The sequence below is a fragment of the Pseudonocardia spirodelae genome (assembly GCF_037727765.1).
GTDB classification, from domain to species: domain Bacteria; phylum Actinomycetota; class Actinomycetes; order Mycobacteriales; family Pseudonocardiaceae; genus Pseudonocardia; species Pseudonocardia spirodelae.
In genome coordinates this window covers 131,685-157,083 of record NZ_JBBJUP010000013.1, presented here as the reverse complement: position 1 = coordinate 157,083, position 25,399 = coordinate 131,685, and the positions used below count along the sequence as shown (strand labels likewise).

27 protein-coding genes, 1 tRNA gene and 1 pseudogene are annotated in these 25,399 nt (G+C 73.5%); 11 read left to right on the top strand and 18 right to left on the bottom strand.

The genetic code is table 11. The features are described from left to right. Positions 1 to 20: 20 nt before the first annotated feature. On the top strand, positions 21 to 467 hold the full coding sequence (locus WJX68_RS17085; protein ID WP_340292026.1) for a YkvA family protein: 447 nt from the start codon (positions 21 to 23) through the stop codon (positions 465 to 467). Between the two features lie 64 nt (positions 468 to 531). On the opposite strand, the gene WJX68_RS17080 is transcribed toward WJX68_RS17085, so the two are convergent. From WJX68_RS17080 to WJX68_RS17065, 4 genes are all read right to left on the bottom strand, one after another. Beyond that, positions 532 to 810, bottom strand: a complete 279-nt coding sequence (locus WJX68_RS17080; RefSeq protein ID WP_340292024.1) for a hypothetical protein — start codon at positions 808 to 810, stop codon at positions 532 to 534. A 111-nt stretch (positions 811 to 921) separates the two neighbouring features. Next, a complete protein-coding gene (locus tag WJX68_RS17075; protein WP_340292022.1) occupies positions 922 to 1,575 on the bottom strand; it encodes an SRPBCC family protein in 654 nt (217 codons plus the stop codon). Positions 1,576 to 1,577: 2 nt separating this feature from the next. Next, the gene (locus WJX68_RS17070; protein WP_340292020.1) at positions 1,578 to 1,985 is read right to left on the bottom strand and encodes an ArsR/SmtB family transcription factor; all 408 of its coding nucleotides are present in this window, start codon (positions 1,983 to 1,985) and stop codon (positions 1,578 to 1,580) included. A 191-nt stretch (positions 1,986 to 2,176) separates the two neighbouring features. After that, positions 2,177 to 2,258: transfer RNA gene (locus WJX68_RS17065), tRNA-Tyr, on the bottom strand. Positions 2,259 to 2,355: 97 nt separating this feature from the next. Here WJX68_RS17065 and WJX68_RS17060 point away from each other — a divergent pair. The 5 genes from WJX68_RS17060 (at position 2,356) to WJX68_RS17040 (ending at position 4,912) form a co-directional block, all read left to right on the top strand. After that, complete coding sequence (locus tag WJX68_RS17060) at positions 2,356 to 2,847, top strand: YajQ family cyclic di-GMP-binding protein (RefSeq protein ID WP_340292017.1); 492 nt, start codon at positions 2,356 to 2,358, stop codon at positions 2,845 to 2,847. A 128-nt stretch (positions 2,848 to 2,975) separates the two neighbouring features. Next, the gene (locus WJX68_RS17055; protein ID WP_340292015.1) at positions 2,976 to 3,398 is read left to right on the top strand and encodes a hypothetical protein; all 423 of its coding nucleotides are present in this window, start codon (positions 2,976 to 2,978) and stop codon (positions 3,396 to 3,398) included. Beyond that, the gene (locus tag WJX68_RS17050) at positions 3,398 to 3,628 is read left to right on the top strand and encodes a helix-turn-helix transcriptional regulator (protein WP_340292013.1); all 231 of its coding nucleotides are present in this window, start codon (positions 3,398 to 3,400) and stop codon (positions 3,626 to 3,628) included. The genes WJX68_RS17055 and WJX68_RS17050 overlap by 1 nt, the downstream gene beginning before the upstream one ends. 94 nt (positions 3,629 to 3,722) lie before the next feature. Continuing rightward, positions 3,723 to 4,244 (top strand): alcohol dehydrogenase catalytic domain-containing protein, encoded by a 522-nt coding sequence (locus tag WJX68_RS17045; protein WP_340292011.1) that lies wholly within the window; start codon positions 3,723 to 3,725, stop codon positions 4,242 to 4,244. Continuing rightward, positions 4,241 to 4,912, top strand: a complete 672-nt coding sequence (locus WJX68_RS17040; RefSeq protein ID WP_340292009.1) for a DUF2306 domain-containing protein — start codon at positions 4,241 to 4,243, stop codon at positions 4,910 to 4,912. Before WJX68_RS17045 ends, WJX68_RS17040 begins: the two co-directional genes overlap by 4 nt. 23 nt (positions 4,913 to 4,935) lie before the next feature. Here the strand turns inward: WJX68_RS17040 and WJX68_RS17035 are convergent. Then, positions 4,936 to 5,034 (bottom strand): annotated as a pseudogene (locus tag WJX68_RS17035) (dihydrofolate reductase family protein); the annotation flags it as partial. Positions 5,035 to 5,116: 82 nt separating this feature from the next. Next, positions 5,117 to 5,863: a CPBP family intramembrane glutamic endopeptidase gene (locus tag WJX68_RS17030; RefSeq protein WP_340292007.1), complete on the bottom strand. Its 747-nt coding sequence runs from the start codon at positions 5,861 to 5,863 to the stop codon at positions 5,117 to 5,119. Between the two features lie 69 nt (positions 5,864 to 5,932). Between WJX68_RS17030 and WJX68_RS17025 the strand changes: the two genes are divergently transcribed. Then, the gene (locus WJX68_RS17025) at positions 5,933 to 6,493 is read left to right on the top strand and encodes a TetR/AcrR family transcriptional regulator (RefSeq protein ID WP_340292005.1); all 561 of its coding nucleotides are present in this window, start codon (positions 5,933 to 5,935) and stop codon (positions 6,491 to 6,493) included. Here WJX68_RS17025 and WJX68_RS17020 read toward each other — a convergent pair. The 3 genes from WJX68_RS17020 to htpX form a co-directional block, all read right to left on the bottom strand. After that, a complete protein-coding gene (locus WJX68_RS17020) occupies positions 6,490 to 7,968 on the bottom strand; it encodes an amidase (RefSeq protein ID WP_340292086.1) in 1,479 nt (492 codons plus the stop codon). The two genes, WJX68_RS17025 and WJX68_RS17020, sit on opposite strands and share 4 nt — an antisense overlap. A 27-nt stretch (positions 7,969 to 7,995) precedes the next feature. Then, positions 7,996 to 8,733, bottom strand: coding sequence for a hypothetical protein (locus WJX68_RS17015; RefSeq protein WP_340292002.1), 738 nt, complete (start codon positions 8,731 to 8,733; stop codon positions 7,996 to 7,998). A 98-nt stretch (positions 8,734 to 8,831) separates the two neighbouring features. After that, positions 8,832 to 9,692, bottom strand: coding sequence for a zinc metalloprotease HtpX (gene htpX / locus WJX68_RS17010; protein WP_340292000.1), 861 nt, complete (start codon positions 9,690 to 9,692; stop codon positions 8,832 to 8,834). A gap of 123 nt (positions 9,693 to 9,815) precedes the next feature. Here htpX and WJX68_RS17005 point away from each other — a divergent pair, with 123 nt between their 5' ends. From WJX68_RS17005 to WJX68_RS16995, 3 genes are all read left to right on the top strand, one after another. Next, positions 9,816 to 10,589, top strand: a complete 774-nt coding sequence (locus WJX68_RS17005; protein WP_340291998.1) for an enoyl-CoA hydratase — start codon at positions 9,816 to 9,818, stop codon at positions 10,587 to 10,589. Between the two features lie 125 nt (positions 10,590 to 10,714). Beyond that, the gene (locus tag WJX68_RS17000; protein WP_340291996.1) at positions 10,715 to 12,634 is read left to right on the top strand and encodes a 2-oxoacid:acceptor oxidoreductase subunit alpha; all 1,920 of its coding nucleotides are present in this window, start codon (positions 10,715 to 10,717) and stop codon (positions 12,632 to 12,634) included. Further along, the gene (locus tag WJX68_RS16995; RefSeq protein ID WP_340291993.1) at positions 12,631 to 13,686 is read left to right on the top strand and encodes a 2-oxoacid:ferredoxin oxidoreductase subunit beta; all 1,056 of its coding nucleotides are present in this window, start codon (positions 12,631 to 12,633) and stop codon (positions 13,684 to 13,686) included. The genes WJX68_RS17000 and WJX68_RS16995 overlap by 4 nt, the downstream gene beginning before the upstream one ends. A gap of 65 nt (positions 13,687 to 13,751) precedes the next feature. On the opposite strand, the gene WJX68_RS16990 is transcribed toward WJX68_RS16995, so the two are convergent. After that, positions 13,752 to 15,122 carry a sunset domain-containing protein gene (locus WJX68_RS16990; RefSeq protein WP_340291991.1) on the bottom strand — a complete coding sequence of 457 codons (1,371 nt, stop codon included), beginning with the start codon at positions 15,120 to 15,122 and terminating at the stop codon, positions 13,752 to 13,754. 145 nt (positions 15,123 to 15,267) lie between these two features. Here WJX68_RS16990 and rarD point away from each other — a divergent pair, with 145 nt between their 5' ends. Beyond that, a complete protein-coding gene (rarD, locus tag WJX68_RS16985) occupies positions 15,268 to 16,197 on the top strand; it encodes an EamA family transporter RarD (protein WP_340291989.1) in 930 nt (309 codons plus the stop codon). Positions 16,198 to 16,209: 12 nt separating this feature from the next. Here the strand turns inward: rarD and WJX68_RS16980 are convergent, their stop codons facing one another. The 8 genes from WJX68_RS16980 to nuoH are packed head-to-tail and all read right to left on the bottom strand — an operon-like array spanning position 16,210 to position 25,382. After that, positions 16,210 to 17,187 (bottom strand): polyprenyl synthetase family protein, encoded by a 978-nt coding sequence (locus WJX68_RS16980; RefSeq protein ID WP_340292084.1) that lies wholly within the window; start codon positions 17,185 to 17,187, stop codon positions 16,210 to 16,212. A gap of 48 nt (positions 17,188 to 17,235) precedes the next feature. Then, complete coding sequence (gene nuoN / locus WJX68_RS16975; RefSeq protein ID WP_340291987.1) at positions 17,236 to 18,846, bottom strand: NADH-quinone oxidoreductase subunit NuoN; 1,611 nt, start codon at positions 18,844 to 18,846, stop codon at positions 17,236 to 17,238. After that, complete coding sequence (locus tag WJX68_RS16970) at positions 18,843 to 20,486, bottom strand: NADH-quinone oxidoreductase subunit M (RefSeq protein ID WP_340291985.1); 1,644 nt, start codon at positions 20,484 to 20,486, stop codon at positions 18,843 to 18,845. Before WJX68_RS16970 ends, nuoN begins: the two co-directional genes overlap by 4 nt. Beyond that, positions 20,483 to 22,432 carry an NADH-quinone oxidoreductase subunit L gene (gene nuoL, locus WJX68_RS16965; protein ID WP_340291983.1) on the bottom strand — a complete coding sequence of 650 codons (1,950 nt, stop codon included), beginning with the start codon at positions 22,430 to 22,432 and terminating at the stop codon, positions 20,483 to 20,485. The genes WJX68_RS16970 and nuoL overlap by 4 nt, the downstream gene beginning before the upstream one ends. Positions 22,433 to 22,444: 12 nt before the next feature. Continuing rightward, positions 22,445 to 22,744: an NADH-quinone oxidoreductase subunit NuoK gene (nuoK, locus tag WJX68_RS16960; RefSeq protein ID WP_060710483.1), complete on the bottom strand. Its 300-nt coding sequence runs from the start codon at positions 22,742 to 22,744 to the stop codon at positions 22,445 to 22,447. After that, positions 22,741 to 23,601: an NADH-quinone oxidoreductase subunit J gene (locus tag WJX68_RS16955; protein ID WP_340291979.1), complete on the bottom strand. Its 861-nt coding sequence runs from the start codon at positions 23,599 to 23,601 to the stop codon at positions 22,741 to 22,743. The genes nuoK and WJX68_RS16955 overlap by 4 nt, the downstream gene beginning before the upstream one ends. After that, complete coding sequence (gene nuoI / locus WJX68_RS16950; protein WP_340291977.1) at positions 23,598 to 24,137, bottom strand: NADH-quinone oxidoreductase subunit NuoI; 540 nt, start codon at positions 24,135 to 24,137, stop codon at positions 23,598 to 23,600. The genes WJX68_RS16955 and nuoI overlap by 4 nt, the downstream gene beginning before the upstream one ends. Continuing rightward, the gene (nuoH, locus tag WJX68_RS16945) at positions 24,138 to 25,382 is read right to left on the bottom strand and encodes an NADH-quinone oxidoreductase subunit NuoH (protein WP_340292082.1); all 1,245 of its coding nucleotides are present in this window, start codon (positions 25,380 to 25,382) and stop codon (positions 24,138 to 24,140) included. Between the last annotated feature and the right edge of the window lie 17 nt (positions 25,383 to 25,399).

Below are 25,399 nucleotides of genomic sequence, written 5' to 3'. Positions count from 1 at the left end.
TCACGGCGCATGCTGGTGGCATGCAGTGGTGGATCGGCGTCCCGGCGGCGCTCGTCGTCGGCTGGGTCGCGCTGGTCGTCGGGCTCTACGTGGGCTCGCGCGGGCGCGACCGGATCGCGCTGACCGACGCCGTGCGGCTGCTGCCCGACCTCGTGCGGCTGCTGCGCCGGCTCGCGGGCGACCCCGCCGTGCCGCGCCGGGTGCGCGTGGTCCTCGGCCTGACGATCGGCTACCTGCTGCTGCCGGTGGACCTGATCCCCGACGTGCTGCCGGTGCTGGGCCAGCTCGACGACGTGGTCGTCGTGGTGCTCGCGCTGCGCGCGGTGGTGCGGGCCGCGGGCCCCGCCGCGCTGGACCGGCACTGGCCGGGCACCCCGGCCGGGCTGGGCGCGCTGCGCCGGGCGGCCGGCCTGCCGACCGGCGGCGACGACGTCGCTCCGGGCGCCGCGCCGGCACCCGCCGGGTGAGGCCGGGGCGCCGCGCCGCCGTCCCGCCCCACCGGCCGGGCGACGCCCGCGGTGCGGGCCGGGCTCAGCGCGCGGTGTCGTCGTCCCGGCGCAGCGCCCGGACCGCCGCCGCGGCGGCGTCGGCCTGACGGGCGTCCTGGCGCACCGCGTACGCGCGGGTGTCCCGGTCGACGGCCAGGCACGTCCAGCCCGGGCCGTCCTCCCCGGACAGGTGCACGAGCAGGGTCCGGCCGTCGTGCTCGACCCGCACCCGGTGGGCGGGGTTGCCCTCCTCGTGCAGGGTCCGGACCGGCGGTTCGGTCCCGGGCGCGACGAACGACGTCCAGCGGCTGCGGTGCGGCATCGGACCAGGATGGCGCAGCCTGCCGAGGCTCGGAGGCCCGCTCACCCGCCACCCGCTGCACCCGCCGAGGAGCGGATCCGGCACTGCGCCGGCGGAGTCCGACCGTTCCGCCTAGGCCTGCGCGCCGTCGCCGGGCACGTAGAACGCGGTGGTGGCCTCGACCGCGGCCGCGACCCGGCCGGGTTCACCACCACCGGCCAGGTGGGCCTCACCCCAGGCGACGGCGCTGCGGCGGCTGAACTCCCGGCCCGCCGGCGAGGCCTGGAACCGCTCGTGGTCGAGGGTCCCGCCGTCGCCCAGGAACCCGGCGAGGGCGAGAAGGTGCAGGTCCCACCCGACGCCACCGGCGCCGGGACCGTAGGTCGGGAACATGGGCTCCCCGACGGCGGCGGAGTGGACCAGCTCGAACTCGGTGTCCCCGGCGGGGCCGGGTGACAGACGCACCTCGACCTCGCTCGTGCCCGGCCACGCGTCGGCCTCCGGCCCGAACATCCAGGACACCCGGAGCAGGTGCGGCGGGTCGCACCGCAGGATCTCGCCGTGCTCGCCGCCGTCCAGCTCGAACGTCCCGCCGAGGCGCAGGTCGCCGGTGACCGGCTTCATCCAGCGGCTCAGGCGCTCGGGGCTGGTGATGGCGTCCCACACGTCGTCGGGGTCCGCGTCGTACCGACGCCGCAGCTCGATGGTGTAGGCCTCACCGGCGGGCAGCGTCGCCGTCCCCATCCTCCGGCGGGCGGCGGCCAGTTCGTCGAGTACGTCCTTCATCGTCAGGTCCCCTTCGTCGATGATCCGGTCGCGTCCGGGTCGGTGCCGTGCTCGTCCGGCCGGCCGGGTCGCCGGCCCGTCGGACGGCCGGCTGCACGCCTGCCCCGCGCGAGCTCGGTCCCCAGGGCGTCGAGGCGCTGGTCCCACAGCCGGCGGAAGCGGTCCAGCCAGGCGTCGATCTCGCTCAGCGGAGCGGACTCCACGGCATAGAACCGGCGTGCGCCCGCGGGCCGCACCGACGCGAACCCGCTGTCACGCAGCACGCGCAGATGCTGCGAGACGGCCGGCTGGGACAGCCCGAACTCGGCCCGGATGACGTCGGTGATCGCGCCGGAGGTCCGCTCACCGTCGGCCAGCAGCTCCAGGATGCGCCGGCGAACCGGGTCGCCGAGGACGTCGAACGCGTGCACGGGCGCCGAATCTAGTAGGTCGTACTTATATAAGTCAATACCGGTATGACGGGGCGGGCCTCCGCCCCCGGGAGGGGCTCGGCGGTTCGAGATCGCGTCCGTGGACACCCGTGGGCCGGGACGGGCCCGGACGACGAAAAAGACCCCCGGCACCGGCGTTTCCGCTGGTCGGGGGTCTCTTTCACCTGCTGTGGCTGGTCCAGGATTCGAACCTGGGAAGGCTACGCCGACGGATTTACAGTCCGCTCCCTTTGGCCGCTCGGGCAACCAGCCGGGGTGCATCTCGGTCTCGCTGAGTGCGTGAACGAGGATACGACACGACCTGAACGACCCCGACGAGGGGTCCCCGACCGATCCGGAGGAGAGACCGATGGCCGACCCGTCGTTCGACGTCGTGAGCAAGGTGGACCGCCAGGAGGTCGACAACGCGCTGAACCAGGCGGCCAAGGAGCTGTCGCAGCGCTTCGACTTCCGCGGCACCAACACCACCGTGTCCTGGGCCGGCGAGGAGTCCCTGACCTTCGAGTCCGAGACCGAGGAACGCCTGCTCGCCGGGATCGAGGTCTTCAAGGAGAAGCTGATCAAGCGCCAGATCAGCCTCAAGGCGTTCGAGGCCGACGAGCCGCAGATCTCCGGCAAGACCTACCGGGCCGGCGGCAAGATCCTGCAGGGCATCGCGCAGGACAAGGCCAAGGAGATCAGCAAGGCCATCCGCGACGAGAAGCTGAAGGGCGTCCAGGCGCAGATCCAGGGGGACCAGCTGCGCGTCTCGGGCAAGAAGAAGGACGACCTGCAGGCCGTCATCGCACTGCTCAAGTCGAAGGACTTCGGGATCGCGCTGCAGTTCACGAACTACCGGTAGCCGACCGCCGGGTGCCGCGTGGACCGCGGCCCCACGTCACCGACGTCACCGACGTCAAGAATTCTTGACACACCCCGGGCGCCCGCCCTACGGTGGCGATGTCAATAATTCTTGACATCGGGGGCGTCGTGACCTTCACCGAGCGCTACACGTGGGCGGGCCTCGCCATCAGCCTGGCGACGTTCGTCGGGTACTGGAGCGTCGTCGTCGCACGCGCCGTCACCGACGGGCTCCCGCTCGTCGACGTCGCGTGGCGGGGCCCGATGCTGTGGTCCCTCGTCCTGGGCGGCGGCCTGTACGCCGTGGTGATGCCGGCGCTGTGGCTGCGCGGTCGCGGCGAGGCGCTCACCGACGTGCGGGACCAGGAGATCGAGCGGTACGCCGAGACCGCGGGCGCCCGGATCGTCGGGCTCGCCGTGCCGGCAGCACTGGTCGTGCTCGCGCTCGACGTGCCGCCGTTCTGGACGGCGACGGTGCTCTTCACGGGCTCGTTCCTCGGCGCGCTCACCAGCACGGGCGTCGCCCTCGTCGCCTACCGCCGGGGGCTGTGATGGTCGGCCACAAACCCACCCGGGTCACCAACCGCATCCGCGACCTGCGCACGGAGCGCTCACTCACCCAGGCGCAGCTCGCGACCGCCCTCGGCGTCACCCGCCAGACCGTCATCGCCGTCGAGCAGGGCCGCTACTCGCCGTCGCTGGAGATGGCCTTCCAGATCGCGCATGCGCTCCGCCTCCCGCTCGACGAGGTCTTCTCCTACACCCCCGCCGACCCGGACTGACCCGCGCGGGTTCCGCACCACCACGCCCCGCCCTCACCAGGGGTTCGTCTCCACGGAGCCGGACCTCCCCTCCGCACGCCTTCTCGGAGTCCTCATGCGCGCACTTCTCCGACCCGTCCACGGCGAGGCCGACAGGCTCGCGGTGGGCGAGGTGTCCGCCCCCGTCCCGGGCCGGGGCCAGGTCCCCGTCCGGGTCGCCGCGGCGTCCGTCACCGCCGCCGACGGGCCCGTCCGGCCGGGACACGGGCTGCGGTGCCCGGCGCGGCGGCGGCTCGGCCCGGACCTGGCGGGCGTCGTCGCCGACGCCGGCCCCGGTGTGACCCGCCGGCCGGTCGGTGACGCCGTGTTCGTGCACGGCGTCGACACCGGACACGCGCGCCTGCGGTTCCCGACCGTCACCACGGAGACCGTCACCGAGCCGGGGCGGCTGCTCGCCGACGGACGGCTCCGCCCGCTGGTGGACGCGGCGGGCCCCCCGGAGCACGCGCCGGAGGCCCCGGCCCGGGCGGGCACCTGCCGCGCCCGGGGAGAGGTGATCGTCACCGCCTCCCCCGGCGTCGGCGCCCGGCACGACCACGACCGGACGGACGGCCCGGCCCAGGAAGGAACCTCATGAGCAGCGAGACGGCGTCCACGCACCGCACACGTGAGTGGCGGATCCCGGCGGTCCTGCTGGCGCTCACGTTCGTCCCGGCCGCGAACGGGGTCCTCCGGCTGGCCGACCTCGCCGGGCCCGCCTCGGTCGAGAGCGCACGGTTCCACGCGAGCCCGATCCCGATCGCGGCCCACGCCATCGGGGGGATCGTCTTCTGCGGGCTCGGCGCGTTCCAGTTCATGCCGAGCCTGCGCCTCCGCCACCCGCGGTACCACCGGATCGCGGGACGGATCGTGCTGACGGCCGGGCTGGCGATGGCACTGAGCGCACTGTGGATGACCCAGGTGTACGACATCGTCCCCGAGCAGAGCCCGCAGGTGTACGCCGTCCGCATGCTCGTCGGTGCCGCCACGACCGTCGGCCTCGTCCTGGCCCTCGCAGCGATCCTGCGGCGCGACGTGCCGGCCCACCGCTCGTGGATGCTCCGGTCCTACGCCCTCGGTCTGGGGGCGGCGACCCAGTCGCTCATCGGTCTCCCCGTCGCCGCGGTCGTCGGGCTCGACCAGCTGCTCGCCCCCGCGGTCCACGTCACGGTCCTGAGCGCGGGATGGGGGATCAACGCACTGGTCGCCGAGTGGATCGTCCGGCGCCGCCCGCGCGGTGCGCCGGAGGTCGTCCCGGTCCCGTAGACCCCGCCGGCCGGCGTCCGCGTCACGCCGCCGGGGAGCGTCCGGGTCTCCACCAGGTCCACCCGCCGGTCCAGGGCGGTGAGGAACCGGATCCCCCCGCCGACCAGGACCGGGGTGGATGACGACCAGCTACTCGTCGATCAGCCCGGCCGGCCGTTCCCCCGACCGGGGTGGACGCGGATGCGCGGGGATGCGGCTGCCGCGCTAGAGACCCGACGCCAGGGCGAGGATCACGGTCCCGTGCGTCACCGTCGACGCGAGCACCCCGTGCCGGTGCCGCACCGCGGCGCACAGCACACCCTCGGCGAGCGTGAACGCCAGGACCGGCCACCCCAGGTCGGTGACGGTCGTGGCCAGGAACACGTGCCCGGCTGCGAACAACAGCCCCGACGCGAGGACCGCGCGCACGGCCCCGAGCCCGAGCGGCCCCGTCAGGTGTCCCTGCAGGAGCCCGCGGAACAGCACCTCCTCCAGCAGGTTGCCGCCGAACACGAGCACCGCCAGCGCGGGGAGCGACGTGACGGCGACCGCGCCGCCGCGCAGCTCCGGCGGCACCGGGCGCAGCGCCGCGAGCAGCGGCACGACGAGCAGCGCGGCGGCCCCGAGTGCGGTGAGCAGCGCCCGGGGCCCGAGCCGGCCCCACACCACGAGCCCGCGCAGGTCCCGCGGCCCGTACGCGGCGGCGAGCGCGGCCACCGCACCGGCCGTCCCGACGGCGGTGAGCACGACCGGGTCCGGCGGGAAGCGCAGCCACAGCAGGCCGTGCGGCGCCGGTCCGAGCGACCAGAGCCCGAGCGGGGTCATCGCGTCGCGCACGAGGACGAACCCGAGCACGAGCAGCACGATCCGCAGCAGCGGCGACGACCGTCCGACCACGACGGACGCGGCGCCGAGCACGATCACCCCGGGCAGCACGCGCAGCGACAGGTCGAGCAGGACGGTGCTGGTCACCACCTCAGCGTTCGTGGTCGGATGGGCCCGGACAACTCGCGTACGGCGACCCGCGGGAGGAGGCCGGACGTGCGCAGGACCCCACGTCAGGAGCGGTCCCGGGCCACCGTCGGGTTCCTGCTCACCGCGGCTGCTCAGGTCTTCGCCCGCGAGGGCCTCGCCGCGACCACCAACCGGATCGCCGCGCGCGCCGGGGTCTCGGTCGGCTCGCTCTACCAGTACTTCCCCGACAAGCAGGCACTGCTCGACGCGCTCGTCGCCCGGCACGTCACCGAGGCGCGGTCCACCCTGGACGCGGTGTTCGCGGCGCTGCGGGCCGACCCGCCGGACCCGGTGACGGCGGTGCTGCGGATCGCCGACACCGCGGTGGACCTGCACGCCGACCACCCGCACCTGCACGCGCTGCTCGCCGGGTTCGCCTCCCGCACGCCCACGGGCGTCGCCGCCGTCGCCGCGCTGCGGGAGGACTGCGTGCGTGAGGTCGCGTTCCACCTGGGCCGCCGCGCCGGCGACGACGCCCGGGAGCGGGCCCGGCTCGTCGTCCACGCCGTCGACGGACTGCTTCACCACGCCCCGGCCGACGCCGCGACGCAGCGCGCGCGGGTCCGCCTGCTGCTCGACGACCGCTAGAGCGGCGGGCGCAGGTGCGCCCAGGGCCGGGCACGCTCGAGCTGCGCGGCCAGCGCGAGCAGCTGCGGTTCCGCCCCGGGACGCCCGACGAACTGGACGCCGAGCGGCAGCCCGTCCGCCGTCCGGTACAGCGGCACCGACGACGCCGGACGCCCGGTCAGGTTCGCCAGCTGGGTGTAGGGCACCGGGGCGAAGTTGGCGTCGACCAGGCCCTCGACCAGCCCGAGCCGTCCGAACAGCCCGGACGCCCGGGCCCGCAGCAGGGCCTGCGCGCCGAGCCGGGCGGGGGTGGGCAGGGACAGCTCGCCGGTCGGCCACGGCGGCCGGGCCAGGGTCGGGGTCAGCAGCAGGTCGTAGCGCTCGTGGAACGCGGCCAGCGCCCGCGTGTGCTCCTGGCGCCCGGCCAGCGCGGCGAGGTAGCGCGGCGCGGGCGTCGCGCGCCCGATCGCCGCCATCACCCGGGTCTCGATCTCGAACGCGTCGTCGGCGCAGCCGGTGAGCGTCCGCGCCGAGTCGACCTGCGCGGCGATCATCGCGAACCACGTGGTCAGGAAGTCGGTGGCCAGCGCCCGCCCGTCGACCGCCGGCGCGGACTCCTCCACGACGTGGCCGAGCGAGGTGAGCAGGTCCGCGGCGTCGCGGGCGGCCGCCACCGCCTCCGGGTCGACGGCGGTCCCCAGTGGCGAGGCCGTCGCCAGCCCGATCCGCAGCGGCGCCGGGTCCTCGCGGACCGCCTCTGCGCAGGGCCGCTCGAACGGGCGGACGACGTAGGGCCCCTCGGGCTCCGGACCGGCCATGACGTCGAGCAGCGCGGCCGAGTCCCGCACGGTGCGCGACAGGACGCCCTGCACCGAGGCGCCGTGGAAGCCCTCGGCGACGTCCGGCCCGGACGGTGTCACGCCCCGGCCCGGCTTGAGCCCGAAGAGCCCGCAGGCCGCGGCGGGGATGCGGATGGAGCCGCCGCCGTCGCTCGCCCCGGCGGCGGGCACGATGCCGGCCGCGACCGCCGCGGCGGAGCCGCCGGAGCTGCCGCCGGGGGTCCGCGACGGGTCCCACGGGTTGCGGGTCGGGCCGCCCAGCACCGGCTCGGTGACCGCGCGCGCCCCGAACTCCGGGGTCGCCGTGCGCCCGAACACGACCAGCCCGGCGTCGGTCCAGCGGCGGACCACGGTGGACGTCTCGGGCCGCGGGTACCCGGCGAGCGCGCGCGAGCCCGACGCCGTCGGCACGCCCGCGACGTGCTGGGCGAGGTCCTTCACCAGGAAGGGGACGCCCGCGAACGGGCCGGAGAGCGGCCCGCCCGCCCGGGCGCGTGCGGCGTCGTCCATCCGGTACCGGATCGCGTTGGTCGTCGGCTCGACCGCGTCGGCCCGCGCGACGGCGGCGTCCAGCAGCTCGGCCGGGCTCACCTCACCGCCGGCGACGAGTGCGGCCAGCCCGACGGCGTCGTGGCCGCGGTAGTCCTCCCAGGAGATCCCCACGGCGGGGATACAAGCAGACGGCTACGGCGTGGACACCGGGGCGGGGCCCGCGGCCGACGACGCGTCCGGGATGCCGGACACCCCGGCGGCGACGCCCAGGGCCAGGACCAGCGCGGTCGCCGCCCCCAGGACGACCGGCAGCACCGGCCGGGTGCGGGCGGGGAAGTCGGGCAGCCGGAACCCGCCGGAGGCCCGCGCCCCCGGGGCGGCGGCCGGCAGCGGGGCCGGGCGGAACGGCTCGGGGAGCCGGTCCACGGCCGTCGCCCACGGCGGGCCCGGGACGTGCCCCGCGGGTGCGGACGGCGGACGGTGGCCGGTCGGGACGTGACCGGGCACGTGACCGTGGCCGGGCGCCCGGCCGGGCACCGGGCCGTGGCCGGGCACGGCGCGGTGGCCCGGGCCGTACGGCACCGTGGCCGGGCGCCCGAGCGGTGCCACGGGCCGCCGCGGTCCGGTACCCGCCGCCTCGCGGGGACGCGGCACGACCGGCAGCGCGCGGGTGGGCGCGTCGTCGTCCGGCTCCGCGTGGGTCTCCGTGCGGTGCTCCGCGGCACCCGTTCCGTCCACCGGACCGTCGACGGCGTCCGGCGACGCCGACGGCGCGGGCACCGCGGGCCGCTGCTCCGCCGCGGGGGCGAGGTCGTCCCCGGCACGGGCCGGCTGCGGCACCTCGACCGGTCCGCCCTGGGCCGGCACCGACGGCGTCGCACCGCTGCCGGTCAGCGCGTGGCGGGGCTTCTGGGACGGGGTCTCGCTCATGGGTCCTCTTCCGCAGGGGGAGCTCTGCTGCCCTGTCATCGCTCCCCGACCCCCGAACCGTTACGCAACAGCGATCCGCGGCCGGGCAACCGGACCGGTCAGCGGCCCGCCATCTGCTGCAACCGGGCGATCCGGTCCTCGATCGGCGGGTGCGTGGAGAACCAGCGCGCCATCCGCTCGCCGGGGCGGAACGGGTTGGCGATCATCAGGTGCGACTGGGCGGTCAGCCGCGGGTCGGGCGGCAGCGGGGCGGCGGCGGTGCCGTACTGCAGCTTGTGCAGCGCCGACGCCAGCCCCAGCGGGTCGCCGGTCAGCTCGGCGCCCGAGGCGTCGGCCTGGTACTCCCGGGAGCGGCTGACGGCCATCTGCACCACGCCGGCGGCGATCGGCCCGAGCAGCGCGACCAGGATGATCGCGATCGGGTTCGGGCGGTCCTCGTCGCCGCCGCCGAACAGCGAGGCGAACATCGCGAAGTTGGCGAGGAACGACACCGCGGTGGCCAGCGCGCCCGCGATCGAGGAGATGAGGATGTCGCGGTTGTAGACGTGGCTGAGCTCGTGACCGATGACGGCGCGCAGCTCGCGCTCGTCGAGCAGCCGCAGCAGGCCGGTCGTCACGCAGACGGCGGCGTGGCGCGGGTTGCGCCCGGTGGCGAACGCGTTGGGCGCGTCGGTCGGGCTGATGTGCAGCGACGGCATCGGCTGGCGGGCGCGCTGGCTGAGCTCGCGGACGATGCGGAACAGCTGCGGGTACTCGGCCTCGGTCACCGGCTGCGCGTGCATGGAGCGCAGCGCCGTCGTCGCGGAGTTGAAGTAGGCCCAGCCGTTCACCGCGAAGGCGATGACGAGTGCGATCACCAGCCCGCCGCGGCCGCCGACGACCCCGCCGACGGCGAGGATGAGGGCGCTCATCGCGCCGAGGAGCACGGCCGTCTTCAGGCCGTTCATGTGGCTGTGCACGCCGGGATCCCTCTCCGTGCGGTCCTGCGGGGGTTCGTCCGGTCCAACGGACGACGCGGCCGGCGCGTTCCCGGGTGTGACCGAGGGTGTGACCGACCGCGGCGGCGTGGAAGAGTCCCCGCCATGAGCGAGAGCACGGCCACCACCGAGGTCCGGACCGAGATCACCGACGGCGTCGCGGTGCTCACCGTGTCGAACCCGGCACGGCGCAACGCACTGAACCTGGATCTGTCGCAGAAGCTCGTCGCGGCCGTGGACGCCGCGAACGCCGACGACTCCGTCGGCGCGATCGTGGTGACCGGCGAGGCGCCCGCGTTCTGCGCCGGCGGCGACCTGGCCGAGCTGCAGAAGGCCGACCCGGCCACCCTCAAGCGCGTCTACTCCGGGTTCCTGGCGATCGCGGCGTCGCCGCTGCCGACCCTGGCCGCGGTCAACGGTGCCGCGGTCGGCGCCGGGATCAACCTGGCCCTGGCCTGCGACGTGCGCCTGGCCGGCCCGACCGCGCGGTTCGACGTGCGCTTCATGCAGCTCGGACTGCACCCCGGCGGCGGCTTCACCTGGATGGCGCACCGCGCGCTGGGCGCCCAGGGCACCGCGGCGATGACGCTGTTCGGCGACGTCCTCGACGCCCGCGAGGCCGAGCGGGTCGGCCTCGCGTGGCGGGCCTACGACAGCGACGAGGAGCTCCTCGCCGGGGCCCGCGAGCTGGCCGGGCGGGCCGCTGCCGCGCCGCGCGACCTGATCGTCACCACGAAGGAGACGATGCGGGTGACCGCGCGGCTCGACGCGCACGCCGACGCCACCGACATCGAGGTCCGCGCGCAGGCCGAGTCCGTCCACTCCGACGCGTTCGCCGAGCGGGTGGCGGCCCTGCAGCGGAAGATCAGCCGGAAGTGATCCGGCCCACGAACGTAACCCTGGTTATGTGACGTGGCTCCGGGTCGACGGACAGGGCCTCCGACCGGGAGTTAACCTCGACGTATCGCAGGACAAGTCGACGCGGAACCGGAGCCCATCAGCCCATGACGACCAGCGACACCCCCGTCGAGGCACATGACTCCGAGGTCGTCCAGCGCGACCGGGTGGTCATCCGGTTCGCGGGCGACTCCGGCGACGGTATGCAGCTGACCGGGGACCGGTTCACCTCCGAGACGGCGAACTTCGGCAACGACCTGTCCACGCTGCCGAACTTCCCCGCCGAGATCCGGGCCCCCGCCGGGACCCTGCCGGGGGTGTCGTCGTTCCAGCTGCACTTCGCCAACTACGACATCCTCACCCCCGGCGACCGCCCCGACGTGCTCGTCGCGATGAACCCTGCCGCGCTCAAGGCCAACATCGCCGACCTGCCCCACGGCGGCGTCCTGATCGTCAACACCGACGAGTTCACCAAGCGCAACCTGGCCAAGGTCGGCTACGAGTCCAACCCCCTCGAGGACGACTCCCTGCAGCCCTACGCCGTGCACGGCGTCGCGATGGCCACCCTGACCCGCGGCGCGCTGGCCGAGACCGGCCTGTCCAAGAAGGACGCCGAACGCGCGAAGAACATGTTCGCCCTCGGCCTGCTGTCCTGGATGTACCACCGGCCCAGCGAGTCCACCGAGCGGTTCCTGCGCGAGAAGTTCGCCACGAAGCCCGACATCGCCGAGGCCAACATCCTGGCCTTCCGCGCCGGGCACGCCTACGGCGAGACCACCGAGGCCTTCGCGGTCACCTACGAGGTCGCCCCCGCCCGCCTCGCCCCGGGCACCTACCGCCAGATCACCGGCAACGCCGCCCTGGCCTACGGCGTCATCGCCGCCGGACGCACCACGAACCTGCCGGTGTTCCTGGGCACCTACCCGATCACCCCCGCCTCGGACATCCTCCACGAACTGTCCAAGCACAAGGCCTTCGGCGTCACCACCTTCCAGGCCGAGGACGAGATCTCCGGCGTCGGCGCCGCGCTCGGCGCGGCCTTCGGCGGCGCGCTCGGGGTCACCACCACCTCCGGCCCCGGCGTCGCACTCAAGTCCGAGACCGTCGGCCTCGCCGTCGCCCTGGAACTGCCCCTGCTGGTCATCGACGTCCAACGCGGCGGACCCTCCACCGGGCTGCCCACCAAGACCGAACAGGCCGACCTGCTCCAGGCCCTGCACGGCCGCAACGGCGAGGCCCCGCTACCGGTGATCGCCCCCTGCACCCCGGGCGACTGCTTCTCCGCCGCCGTCGAGGCCGCCGCGATCGCGGTCCGGTACCGGACCCCGGTCATGCTGCTCTCCGACGGCGCACTGGCCAACGGCTCCGAACCGTGGCGAATCCCCTCGGTGGCCGACCTGCCCACCGTCGACCCCGGCTTCGCCACCGAACCCAACGCCCCCGACGGCTCCGGCGAGTTCTGGCCCTACCTGCGCGACACCGACACCCTCGCCCGCCCCTGGGCCATCCCCGGCACCCCCGGCCTGGAACACCGCATCGGCGGCCTGGAGAAGGCCGACGGGCGCGGCTCGATCTCCTACGACCCCGACAACCACGACCGCATGGTCCGGCTGCGCCAGGCCAAGATCGACGGCATCGAGGTCCCCGACCTCGTCGTCAACGACCCCGACGGCGACGCCGAGACCCTGGTGATCGGCTGGGGTTCGACGTACGGCCCGATCAACGCCGCGGCGCGCCGCGTGCGCAAGCTCGGCCACTCGGTCGCCACCGTCCACGTGCGCAACCTCAACCCGCTGCCGGCCAACCTCGGCGAGGTGCTGGGCAGCTACCGCACCGTGCTGTGCCCGGAGATGAACCTGGGCCAGCTCGCGATGCTGCTGCGCGCGCGGTACCTGGTCGACGTCAAGAGCTACACCAAGGTGGCCGGGCTGCCGTTCGGGGCCGAGGAGCTGCAGGACGTGCTGCTCGACTACCTGACCGGATCCCACCCCGAGTCCGCCGCCGAGATCACGGGAGCACAGGCATGACCGCCACCGACCTGGGCCTGCCCACCATCGGTGGTCTGGACGGCGTCCCGACCACCGACGCCAAGCAGACCGCCAAGGACTACACCTCCGACCAGGAGGTCCGCTGGTGCCCCGGCTGCGGCGACTACGCCGTGCTCGCCGCCGTCCGCCAGTTCCTGCCCACCCTGGGCATCAAGCGCGAGAACACCGTCTTCGTCTCCGGCATCGGCTGCAGCTCCCGGTTCCCCTACTACCTCAACACCTACGGGATGCACTCCATCCACGGCCGCGCCCCCACCATCGCCACCGGCCTCGCCACCACCCGCGAGGACCTCAGCGTCTGGGTCGTGACCGGCGACGGCGACGCGCTGTCCATCGGCGGCAACCACCTCATCCACGCGCTGCGCCGCAACGTCAACATCACGATCCTGCTGTTCAACAACCGGATCTACGGCCTCACCAAGGGCCAGTACAGCCCCACCTCCGAGGTCGGGAAGGTCACCAAGTCCACCCCCATGGGCTCGCTCGACCACCCCTTCAACCCGATCTCGCTGGCGCTCGGGGCCGAAGCCTCCTTCGTCGGCCGCGCCCTGGACAGCGACCGCAACAGCCTCAAGACCGTCCTGCAGGCCGCCGCCGAGCACCGCGGGTCGGCCCTGGTCGAGATCTTCCAGGACTGCCCCATCTTCAACGACGGCAGCTTCGACGTCCTGCGCCGCGGCGACAGCGAGAACCGCCTCATCCCGCTGACCCACGGCGAGCCCATCGTCTTCGGAGCCGAGGGATCGCACGCCGTCGTGCAGGACGGGTTCAAGCTGAAGGTCGTCGAGACCGCCTCGGTCGACCCGTCGCAGATCGTGGTCCACGACCAGGCCGACCACGAACTCGCCTTCGCCCTGTCCCGGCTCTCCGACCAGGACCTCACCCACACCGTCACCGGCGTGTTCCGCAACGCCCCCCGCGGCACCTACGACGACGCCGCCCGCGCCCAGGTGCAGGCGGCCAAGGACGCCAAGCCCGACGCGGACCTGCAGTCCCTGCTCAACGGCCGCGACACCTGGACCATCGTCTAGGCCCCGCCCGCACGGCGACGGCCCCGGTGCTCGGCGAGCACCGGGGCCGTCGTCGTGTGCGAGCCTCAGCGGGCGCCGGGGCGCTCGTGCCAGGCGATGAACCCGGCCGCGCGGGCCGTGCCCTCGGCGGTGAAGTACAGGTCGGCCCGTGTCCGGACGTAGTACGGCGAGTCGGGCGTGTGGAACCGGCGCGAGCCGCTGTGCACCTTCACCCGGTGGGTGTCCGGCGGGTCGCCGCCGTCGGACGGGGCGAGGACCGAGTCCGCGTAGGGCCCGGGGCGCACACCGGGTGGCAGCGGCGCGGACACCGCCGCCGGTCCGATGAGCCGCGAGTCCAGCGCCGCCAGCGCCGACCCGCCCGTCGACGGACGGGCGCGCGACGGGATCGCCAGCGGCTCGGGCGGTCCGTCCGCGGACACCGGTCCCGGCTCGGGCAGCGGCGCGGGTGCGACGCCGTCGCGGAGCGCGTGCCGGCCGGAGGGCTCGTCGTCGGTGCCGTCGGTGTCGTCCGCACCCTCGGCGGCCGCGGTGGTCCCGCCGGCGCCGGGAGCGGTCTCGGTACGGGGCTGCGGGACGGCCGGGGGCTCCCCCGCCGCGTCGCTCCCGGGCGTGCCCGGACCCGTGGCGGCGGCCCCGCCGGCCGCGCTCGCCGCCGCCGTGGGCGTCCGGCTGCTCCCGGCACCGTCCGACGGGGCGTCGGTCATGGAGTCCGCGTGCCCGGACTCGGACCCGCCGGACGAGGCCACGGCATCGGTCGTGCCGTCCGTGTCCCCGGGCGCGGCCCCGTCGGAGGGTGCCCCGGCGACGCCCGTGCCCGCGGGGTCGGTGGGGGCGGTACCGGCGGGGGTCGTCCCGTCCGCCGGGTCGGTGGCCGCGACCGTGCCGGACGGGTCCGGCTCGGTCACGGGCCCGGCCCCGGACGTATCCGGGTCGTCGGTCGCGGCCGCCGGCGTGCCCGCCTCGGCGGCGGTGTCGGCGGCGGTGTCGGCAGTGGTCCCCCGGTCCGGGTCGGACGCGGCGGACCCGGTCGTCTCCGCCCGTTCGGCCGGCTCCGTCCCGCCGGTCGGCTCCGTCCCGCCGGTCGCGTCGGTCCCGGCGCCCGTCGGTTCCGCGGGCGACGGCTCCGCCCCGGCCGGGGCGTCCCCTCCCGGCTGCGGTGCCTCCGCGTCCGGCTGCGGTGCCTCCGCGTCCGCGTCGGGCGACGGGGTGTGTGCACCCGCGGCGGCGGCCGACGGGTCGACCGCCCCGGCGGTGTCGAACAACCCGGCCGCCTCGGGCTCACGGGGCCGGTCGGGAACCTCCAGGGCCCCCGCGGCGTCGAGCGCTCCCCCCGTGCCCGGTGCCTCCTCGACGGACCGCTCGCGGCGTCGCGCCACCAGCACCCCCGCCACCACGAGGACCACCAGCACCACCAGCAGTGCCCACATCCAGCCCATGCCGGACCTCCGTCCGCCCGGGACCGCCCCGGACCACTGTCGCCGTGCTTGGTATCACGGATCGTGCACGCCCGACGAGGTCTCGCGCGCCGGCACACCCGTACCGGATCATCGTGCCCGTGAAGGACCACCCCGGGCGACCGTCGTGACGGCCCGTTCCCCCGAACGAACCACCCTCGAACGGAACGAACGGAGCCCGGCCGGACTGGCCGCGGGCGTCGGCGCGTACGTGCTGTGGGGCATGTTCCCGGCGTTCTGGCCGCTGCTGGACCCGGCCGCGCCGCTCGAGGTGCTCGCGCACCGGGTCGTCTGGACCGCGGTGCTCATGTCCGTGGTGCTGACGCTGCTGCGGGGATGGCCGGAGGTGCGGCGTCTCGGCGTGCGCGGCTGGCTCGTGACGGCGGCGGCCGCGGTGTTCATCGCCGTGAACTGGGGCCTGTTCATCTGGGGCGTCTCGGTCGGGATGGTCGTCGAGGCCGCCCTGGGCTATTACATGACACCCCTGGTCGGGGTGCTGTTCGGCGTGCTCGTGCTGCGGGAGCGGCTGCGCCCGGCCCAGTGGACGGCGCTCGGGCTGGCCGCGACGGCGGTCGTCGTGATCGCCGTGGGGAACGGGACGGTGCCCTGGCTGTCGATCGCCCTGGCCGGCTCGTTCGGCGTCTACGGGCTGTTCAAGGCGACCGCACCGCTGTCCGCGGCGGCCGGTCTGACGGCGGAGGGGCTGGTCCTCGTCGTCCCGGCAGCTGTGTTCCTGCTCGTGCTGGAGTCGGCCGGTGCCGGCACGTTCGTCGACCACGGGCCGTGGCACCTGCTGCTCATGCTCGCCGCCGGCCCGGCCACGGCGCTGCCGCTGCTGCTCTACGGCTCCGCCGCCCGGCGGCTGCCGCTGACGACGCTCGGGGTGCTGCTCTACATCAACCCCACGCTGCAGTTCCTGTGGGGCGTGCTCGTGGTCGGCGAGACGATGGCCCCCGCCCGGTGGGCCGGGTTCGCCCTCGTCTGGGTGGCCCTGCTCGTCTTCACCGCGGACCTGGTGCGCCCACGCCGCCCGCGAGCACTCTCCGGGGCCGCCTAGCTGTCACGACACCTACCCGACGCGCTCCACGGTGTAGTCGGTCAGCGTCCGCAGCGCCGCGATCGCGGGGCAGTCCGGCAGGACGTCGAGCTCCGCGCGGGCGCGGTCGGCGTACCCGGCGAGGGTCTCGCGGGCCTGGACCAGCCCGTCCCCGGCCCGCAGCAGCTCCAGTGCCTCGGCCACCTCGGCGTCGTCGCTGATCGGGGCGGCCAGCAGCTGCCGCAGCCGGCGCGCGTCGGCGGAGTCGCCGCCGTCGCGCAGGGCGTAGAGCATCGGCAGGGTGTGGACGCCCTCGCGCAGATCGGTGCCCGGGGTCTTGCCCGAGTCGTCGGACGGCGAGGCGATGTCGATGATGTCGTCGGAGATCTGGAACGCCGTCCCGATGACCTCGCCGTAGGTGCGCAGCGCCTCGACGTGCTCGGCGGGTGCGCCGGAGAACATCCCGCCGTAGCGGCCGGACGTCGCGATCAGCGACCCGGTCTTCTCCGCCGCGACCCGCAGGTAGTGCTCGATCGGGTCGTCGGTCGCCTTCGGCCCGCGGGTCTCGCGCATCTGCCCGGTGACCAGCAGCGCGAAGGTCTCCGCGATGATCCGGACCGCGTCCGGCCCCAGGTCGGCGACCAGCCGCGAGGCGTGCGCGAACAGGAAGTCCCCGGTCAGGATCGCGATGGAGTTGTCCCAGCGGGAGTTCGCGGACTCCGTGCCGCGGCGCATCGCGGCCTCGTCCATCACGTCGTCGTGGTAGAGCGTCGCCAGGTGGATCAGCTCCACCACGGCGGCCGCGGTCACCACCTCGTCGCGCTCCGGGTGCGGGCCGACCTGCGCGGCGAGCAGCGTGAACAGCGGCCGGAACCGCTTGCCGCCCGCCTCGATGAGGTGCAACGACGTCTCGGTGACGAACTCGTAGTCGCTGTGCACCTCGCGGTGCAGCAGATCCTCGACCCGCTTCAGCCCGTCCGCCGTGGCCTCGGCCAGGACCGGATCGGCCATCCGGACCCCGGCCACACTTTGTGTCTCCACCCCCACAGCGTACGAACGTCAGCCCGCGAATGCGCCGCTGGCGGCCCATTCGAGGACGGGTGTGGGGAGAATCCCGAGAACGAGGGTCGCCAGCGTGCCCAGCGTGATGGCCACGGTGGTGAACGCACCCGGCACGACGACGGCCGGGCCGTCCTCCGCGGGCTCGGAGAAGTACATGAGCACGACGATGCGCAGGTAGAAGAACGCCGCGACGGCCGAGGCCACCAGCGCGATCACCACCAGCGGCACCATCCCGTCCGCCGAGGCCGCCGAGAACACGGCGAACTTGGCGGTGAACCCGCTGGTGAGCGGGATGCCCGCCAGGGCGAGCAGCAGGAACGTCATGATCCCCGCGACGAGCGGGGACCGCTTCGCGAGCCCGGCCCAGGCCGCGAGGTCGGACGCCTCGCCGTCGCTGGTGCGGACGAGCGAGACGATGCCGAACACCGCGACCGTGGTGAAGCCGTAGGCCAGCAGGTAGAACAGCAGCCCGGCCGTGCCCTGCGGGGTCAGCGCCATCGCGCCGAGCAGGATGAACCCGGCGTGCGCGATCGAGGAGTAGGCGATCATGCGCTTCACGTCGGTCTGGGTCAGACCCAGCACCGCGCCGACGACCATCGACACGACCGCGACGACCCACAGCACGCCGCGCCACTCCCACACGGTGCTGCCGAAGGCGACGTAGAGCACCCGGGCGATCGCGCCGAACGCGGCGACCTTCGTGCAGGCCGCCATGAACGCGGTGACCGGCGTCGGCGCGCCCTGGTACACGTCGGGCGTCCAGGTGTGGAACGGGGCGACGGAGCCCTTGAACAGCAGCCCGACCAGCAGCAGTGCCAGGCCGGCGAACAGCAGCGTGTCCGAGGCCAGGGTGCCCGCGGTGGCCTGCGAGATCGCCGAGAGCCGGACGGAGCCCGCGTAGCCGTAGAGCAGCGCGATGCCGTAGAGGAAGAACGCCGAGCCGAACGCACCGAGCAGGAAGTACTTGACCGCGGACTCCTGCGACAGCAGGCGACGGCGCCGGGCCAGCCCGCACATCAGGTAGAGCGGCAGCGACAGCACCTCGAGCGCGATGAACATCGTCAGCAGGTCGTTGGCGGCGACGAACGCCATCATCCCGCCGAGGGCGAACAGCACGAACGGGAACGGCTCGGTCTGCATCGTCGGGGCCTCGTCGGGCGCCCCGTAGGAGCGGTCGACGTGCTCCGGCGGCCCGCCGGCCGCCGGCGAGGACCCGCCGCCGGTGCGGGCGGCGGCGCGCTCGGCGGCCGAGGCGACGAACACCCCGCCCGGCTCGACCGACCGGTCCGCGATGAGCAGCAGGCTGGGGATCGCCAGCACGATCAGCGTGCCCCACAGGAACAGCGACGGGGAGTCCACCGACAGCGCGGAGCCGAACGTCAGCACCGCCGCCGGGCCGGACAGGGCGTACCCGGCCAGCGCGAGCAGCGCCGCGACCAGGGTCAGCCCGGTCACGAGCACCTGGACCGGCCAGCGCTGGTGACGCGGCAGGAACGCCTCCAGCAGCACCGACACGCAGGCACCGGTGAACACGATCCACAGCGGCGCGGTCGCCGCCCAGTCGATCGCCGGCATCTCGATCGGCGTGACCTGTGCGAGCACGCTCATCGGGGGATCCCTCCAGCCATGACCGGGTCGGGCAGGCCGAGCTCGGTCATCGTCGCCGTCACCGACGGGTTGATCAGGTCGAGCACCGGGCCCGGGTAGAAGCCGAGCACCACGATCGCGACGATCAGCGGCGCGAGCACGCCGATCTCGCGGCCGGTGAGGTCGGGGAAGCCGGAGCCCTTGCGCTGCGCGGCGACCGCCGGGTCGATCATCGACCCGGGTCCGCCCGCTCCGCCGCGCTCCAGCGCGGCCATCACGGCGGTGCCGCGGACCGGGCCCTGCATCGTGCGCTGGTAGAACCACAGCACGTAGAGCGCGGCGAAGATGATGCCGACGGTGGCGACCACCGTGAACACCGGGCGGTTCGGGAACGAGCCGAGCAGCACCAGGAACTCCGAGACGAACGAGTTCGTGCCCGGCAGCGCCAGCGAGCTCATCCCGGCCAGCAGCAGGCAGCCCGCCATCACCGGGGCGAGCTTGGCGACGCCGCCGTAGTCGGCGATGAGCCGGGAGCCGCCGCGGCTGATCAGCACGCCGACCATCACGAACAGCATCCCGGTCGAGAGGCCGTGGTTGACCATGTAGAGCGTCGCGCCGGCGAAGGCCTGGCTGGAGAACGCGAACACCCCGAGCGCGATGAACCCGAAGTGCGCCACCGAGGTGTAGGCGACGAAGCGGCCCATGTCGGTCTGGGAGACCGCCAGCAGCGCCGCGTAGAGGATCCCGGCGACGGCGAGCACCAGCACCAGCGGCGCCAGGGTCTGCGACGCCTGCGGGAACAGCGGCAGCAGGTAGCGCAGGAAGCCGTAGGTCCCGACCTTGTCCAGCACGCCGACCAGCAGCACCGCCCCGACGATCGGGGCCTCGGCGCCCGCGTCGGGCAGCCAGGTGTGGAACGGCACCAGCGGCGCCTTGATCGCGAAGGCGACGAAGAAGCCGAGGAACAGCCAGATCTGGGTGGACTCCGGCACGCTCGACGCCATCGCCTGCAGGTCGGCCCAGGTGAACGTGCCCTGCCCGAGCTGCTGCTCGGAGACCACGAACAGCCCGATCAGCGACGCCAGCATGATCAGGCCGCCGAGCAGCGAGTACAGGAAGAACTTGACCGCCGCGTACTGCCGCTGCGGCCCGCCGAAGCGGCCGATGAGGAAGTACATCGGGACCAGCATGGCCTCGAAGAACACGTAGAACAGGAAGACGTCGGTGGCGGCGAAGACGCCGACGAGCGTCGCCTGGGTGGCCAGCAGCAGCGCGAAGTACCCGGCGGCCGAGCGGCCCTCGGGCAGCTTCTCCGCCCACGCGAACAGCATCAGCCCGGGCACGAGGAACGCGGTCAGCCCGATCAGCGCGAGGGAGATGCCGTCCACGCCGAAGGCGATGTGCGTGCCGAACGCGGGGATCCAGGACGCCGAGAACTCGAGCTGGAACCGGGTGCCGGCCTGCGCGGCGGGGATCGAGTACAGCGCCCAGGCGACGACGACGAGCACGAGCTCCAGCAGGGCCGTGGCCATCGCGACCGCCTTGGCGGCCCCGGTGTTGCGGCGCAGCGGGTACATGACCAGCGCGCCGGCCACCGGCACGAGCAGCAGCACCAGCAGGAACGGGTTGCCCCCGGATCCGGGGACGATCGGGTCGATCATGAGACGAACCTCACCGCCAGCATCGCGGCGACGACGATGACCGCCCCGCCGAGCATCGAGAGTGCGTAGGACCGGACGAAGCCGGTCTGGAGCCGGCGCAGCCGGCCCGAGCCACCGCCGAACGCGGCCGCGGTGCCGTTGACGGCGCCGTCGATCCCGCGGTCGTCGAACCAGGTGAGCAGCCGGGTGAGCGCGATGCCGGGCCGCTCGATGAACGCCTCGTTGAAGGCGTTCGCGCCGAGGTCGGCCCGGGCCGCGGCGACCACCGCGGACACCTTCTGCGGGCGCTCGACCGGCACCGGGGAGCGGCCGACGAACAGGTACGCGGCCAGCACGCCCAGCGCGGAGAGGCCGACCACCAGCCACGGGACGACCGCGTGCGGCAGCGCACCGCCCTCCAGCTCGACCCGCTCCCCGACCGACGGGGCGAGCCACTCGGGGATCATCCCGTAGAGCACGAACCCGCCGAAGACCGAGCCGAACGCCAGCACGATCATCGGGACGGTCATCGTCGCCGGGGACTCGTGCGGGTGGTACTCGCGCCCGTCGGTGGACGGCACCCGGCGCCAGCGCTCCTCGCCGAGGAACGTCATGATCATCAGGCGGGTCATGTAGAACGCGGTGAGCCCGGCCGCCAGCGTCGCGAACCCGCCGAACACCCAGCCCTGCCAGCCCTCCTGGGCGAACGCGGCCTCGATGATCGCGTCCTTGGAGAAGTAGCCGGACAGGAACGGGAACCCGATCAGCGCCAGGTAGCCCAGCCCGAAGGTCGCGAAGGTGACCGGCATCTTGCGCCACAGGCCGCCGAATCGGCGCATGTCGACGTCGTCGTTCATGGCGTGCATGACCGACCCGGCGCCGAGGAAGAGCCCCGCCTTGAAGAAGCCGTGCGTGAGCAGGTGCAGGATGCCCAGCGCGTACCCGGCCGGCCCGAGCCCGACGGCGAGGATCATGTAGCCGATCTGGCTGACCGTGGAGTAGGCCAGGACCTTCTTGATGTCGTCGTAGGCGCAGCCGACGATCGCGCCGATCATCAGCGTGACCACGCCGATCAGCGCGACGACCAGCCGTCCGGTCGGCGACAGGTCGTAGATCGGCGAGGCGCGGGCGATCAGGTAGACGCCCGCGGTGACCATCGTGGCCGCGTGGATCAGCGCGGAGACCGGGGTGGGGCCCTCCATCGCGTCCGGGAGCCAGGCCTGCAGCGGGAACTGGCCGGACTTGCCGCACGCCCCGAGCAGGAGCAGCAGCGTGATCGCCAGCACCGTGCCGCCGCCGACCTCGCCGATGCGGGCGAAGACCTCGGTGTACTGCAGGGTCCCGAGCTCCAGCCAGAGCAGGAAGATCGCGATCGCCAGGCCGACGTCACCGACCCGGTTCATCAGGAACGCCTTCTTCGCGGCGGTCGCCGCGGCCGGGCGGTCCTGGTAGAAGCCGATCAGCAGGTAGGACGCCAGGCCGACGCCCTCCCAGCCGAGGTAGAGCATCACGAAGTTGTTGCCCAGCACCAGCACCAGCATCGCGGCGACGAACAGGTTGAGCTGCGCGAAGAACCGGCGCCGGTTCGGGTCGTGGCTCATGTAGCCCACCGAGTAGAGGTGGATGAGCGCGCCGACGCCGGTGATCAGCAGGACGAACGTGAGGGACAGCGTGTCGATCCGCAGCCCGAAGTCCACGCTCAGCGAGCCCGAGGACATCCACGACCACAGCGACTGCTCCTGCAGGCGCTCGTCGGCCGGCAGCCCGAGGGCCTGCAGGAAGATCGACAGTCCGACGACGAACGACCCGGCGACGGTGGCGACACCGAGCCAGTGGCCCCAGGCGTCGGCCCGCCGTCCGGCGAGGAAGAGCACCAGGGCACCGGCCGCGGGGAGCGCGATCAGCAACCAGGCCAGCGACGCGGCGCCGGTCGCCTGGGGGGCGGCCTGTGCGAGGACGGGGTTCACGCGCGCACGCTCCTAGTACTTCAGAAGGTTCGCGTCGTCCACCGAGGACGACTGGCGGGTGCGGAAGATCGCCGTGATGATCGCGAGGCCGACGACGACCTCGCAGGCGGCGACCACCATCACGAACAGGGCCATGACCTGGCCGTCGAGGTTGCCGTTGATCCGCGAGAACGTGACCAGGGTCAGGTTCACCGCGTTCAGCATCAGCTCGATGCACATGAACACCACGACGGCGTTGCGGCGGACCAGCACACCGACCGCGCCGATGGTGAACAGCAGCGCCGACAGCAGCAGGTAGTACTCGGGCCTCATCGCTCCTCCCCCGTCCGCGGGGCGGTGGCGGCGGACTCGCCGGCGTCGATGGTCCGGTCGGGGGCCGGACGGCCGGTGAGCGCGTGCGCGTCGGGGGTGGTGGTGTCGGGGACGTCCACCGAGACCGACTCGATGATCTCCGAGAGCGACTCGGGGGCGATCGAGCCGTCCGGCAGGATCGCCGGGACGGCCACCGAGTTCGACGTCGCGTAGACGCCGGGGCCGGGCAGCGGCGACACGCGCGCGTGCTCGCCCCGCAGCCGGCGCAGCACCGTCTCGCGCTGGCCGATCTTGGTGTGCCGGCTGCTCTGCGAGCCCGACAGCACCATCGCGCCGAGGGCGGCGACCATCAGCAGCGCCGCGGTCAGCTCGAAGGCCAGCAGGTAGTCGGTGAAGATCAGCCGGCCGAGGCCCGGGACGTTGCCGTTCCACCCGAGCCCGCCGGCGGCAAGCCCGGCCGGGGTGACGCTGGTGAGCCCGCGGGACAGCCCGCCGACCAGCAGCGCGGCCAGGCCGACGCCGAACACCAGGGCCGCGGCGCGCTGCCCGCGCAGGACCTCGATCACCGAGTCCTTGGAGTCGCGCCCGACCAGCATGAGCACGAACAGGAACAGCATCATCACCGCGCCGGTGTAGACGATGATCTGCACGAACCCGAGGAACGGGGCGGACTGCACGAGGTACAGCACCGCGATCGAGAACATCGTCAGCACCAGCAGCAGCGCGGCGTGCACCGCGTGCCGGGCGAAGACCAGGCCCAGTGCGCCGGCCAGTGCCACCGGCCCGAGGATCCAGAACGCGACCGCCTCGCCGGTGCTCACCTCCCCGGCCGCCTGGGCCAGGACCGCGGTCGTCATCGCGCCTGCTCCTTGGTCTGGTCCTGCGCGCTGACCTTCGCGAGCGTGGGGCCGGAGACGTAGTAGTCCTGCTCGTCGTCGCCCAGGCGCATCGGGTGCGGCGGCTGCTCCATGCCCGGCAGCAGCGGGGCCATCAGCTGCTCCTTGGTGTAGATGAGGTCGTGGCGGTTGTCGTCGGCCAGCTCGTAGAAGTTGGTCATGGTGAGCGACCGGGTCGGGCAGGCCTCGATGCACAGGCCGCAGCCGATGCACCGCAGGTAGTTGATCTGGTAGGTCGCGCCGTAGCGCTCACCGGGCGAGTACCGGGCCTCCTCGGTGTTGTCCCCGCCCTCGACGTAGATCGCGTCGGCCGGGCAGGCCCAGGCGCACAGCTCGCAGCCGACGCACTTCTCGAGCCCGTCCGGGTGCCGGTTGAGCTGGTGCCGGCCGTGGTAGCGCGGCGCGGCCGGCGGGAAGTCCTCGGGGTACTCCTCGGTGACGACCTTCTTGAACATCGTCGAGAAGGTGACGCCGAATCCCTTGAAGAAGTCGAACATCTACTGCGCGTCCTTTCCGGCCGTCACGGCCTTCCGACGCTTCGGGGGCGATTCGGGGACCGTCAGGTCCAGCGGCGGGACCGGGTAGTCCGACGCGGGCTCGACCTGCGGTGCCTCGACCTGCCGGTCGGGCAGCAGGAACGCGACCGCCAGGACGACGGCCAGTGCGAACCCGATCAGCGACAGCAGCAGCACGTAGTTGTCCGAGCCGGTGTTGACGAACGCCCGGATGCCGAAGATCGCGACGATCCAGACCAGCATCACCGGGACGAGGACCTTCCAGCCCAGCTTCATGAACTGGTCGTACCGGAACCGGGGCAGTGTGCCGCGCAGCCAGATGAACACGAACAGGAACAGCAGGACCTTGATGATGAAGGCCACGAACTGCAGCCAGCCGTAGGCGTTGAGGAAGCTCAGCGGCCACGGCCACATGCCGCCGCCGAGGAACAGCGTCACCGCCATCGCCGAGACGGTCACCATGTTCACGTACTCGGCCAGGAAGAACAGCGCGAACTTCAGCGACGAGTACTCGGTGTGGAAGCCGCCGACCAGCTCCGACTCGGCCTCGGGGAGGTCGAACGGGGCCCGGTTCGTCTCGCCGACCATCGCGATCACGAAGACCACGAAGCTCGGCAGCAGCAGCCAGAAGTACCAGCCCGACGCCTGCGCCCCGACGATCGTCGCGGTGGACAGCGAGCCGGAGTAGAGCACCACGCCGACGACGGCGAGGCCGAGCGCGATCTCGTAGGAGATCACCTGCGCCGCGGACCGCAGCGCCCCGAGCAGCGAGTACGGCGAGCCCGAGGCCCAGCCGCCGAGCACGATGCCGTACACGCCGATCGACGAGCAGGCCAGCACGACGAGCACGCCGACCGGGACGTCGACGAGCTGCAGCACGGTCTCCTCGCCGAAGATCGTGACCGTGCCGCCGAACGGGATCACCGAGAAGGCGACGAAGGCCGGGATCGTCGAGATGACCGGGGCGATGAAGTAGACCTTCTTGTCGGCCATCGCCGGCATGATGTCTTCCTTGAACGCCAGCTTCAGCCCGTCGGCGAGGCTCTGCAGCCAGCCGCCGGGGCCGGTCCGGTTCGGTCCCGGACGGTGCTGCATCCGGCCGACGACCTTGCGCTCCCAGTTGATCATGAACAGGGTGAGCACGACGCCGAGCGCGAACAGCCCGACGACCTTGATCAGGATCAGCCAGATCGGGTCGTCGGCGAGCAGCTGCTGGGTGTGCGTCAGCTGGTCCACCGGGGTCG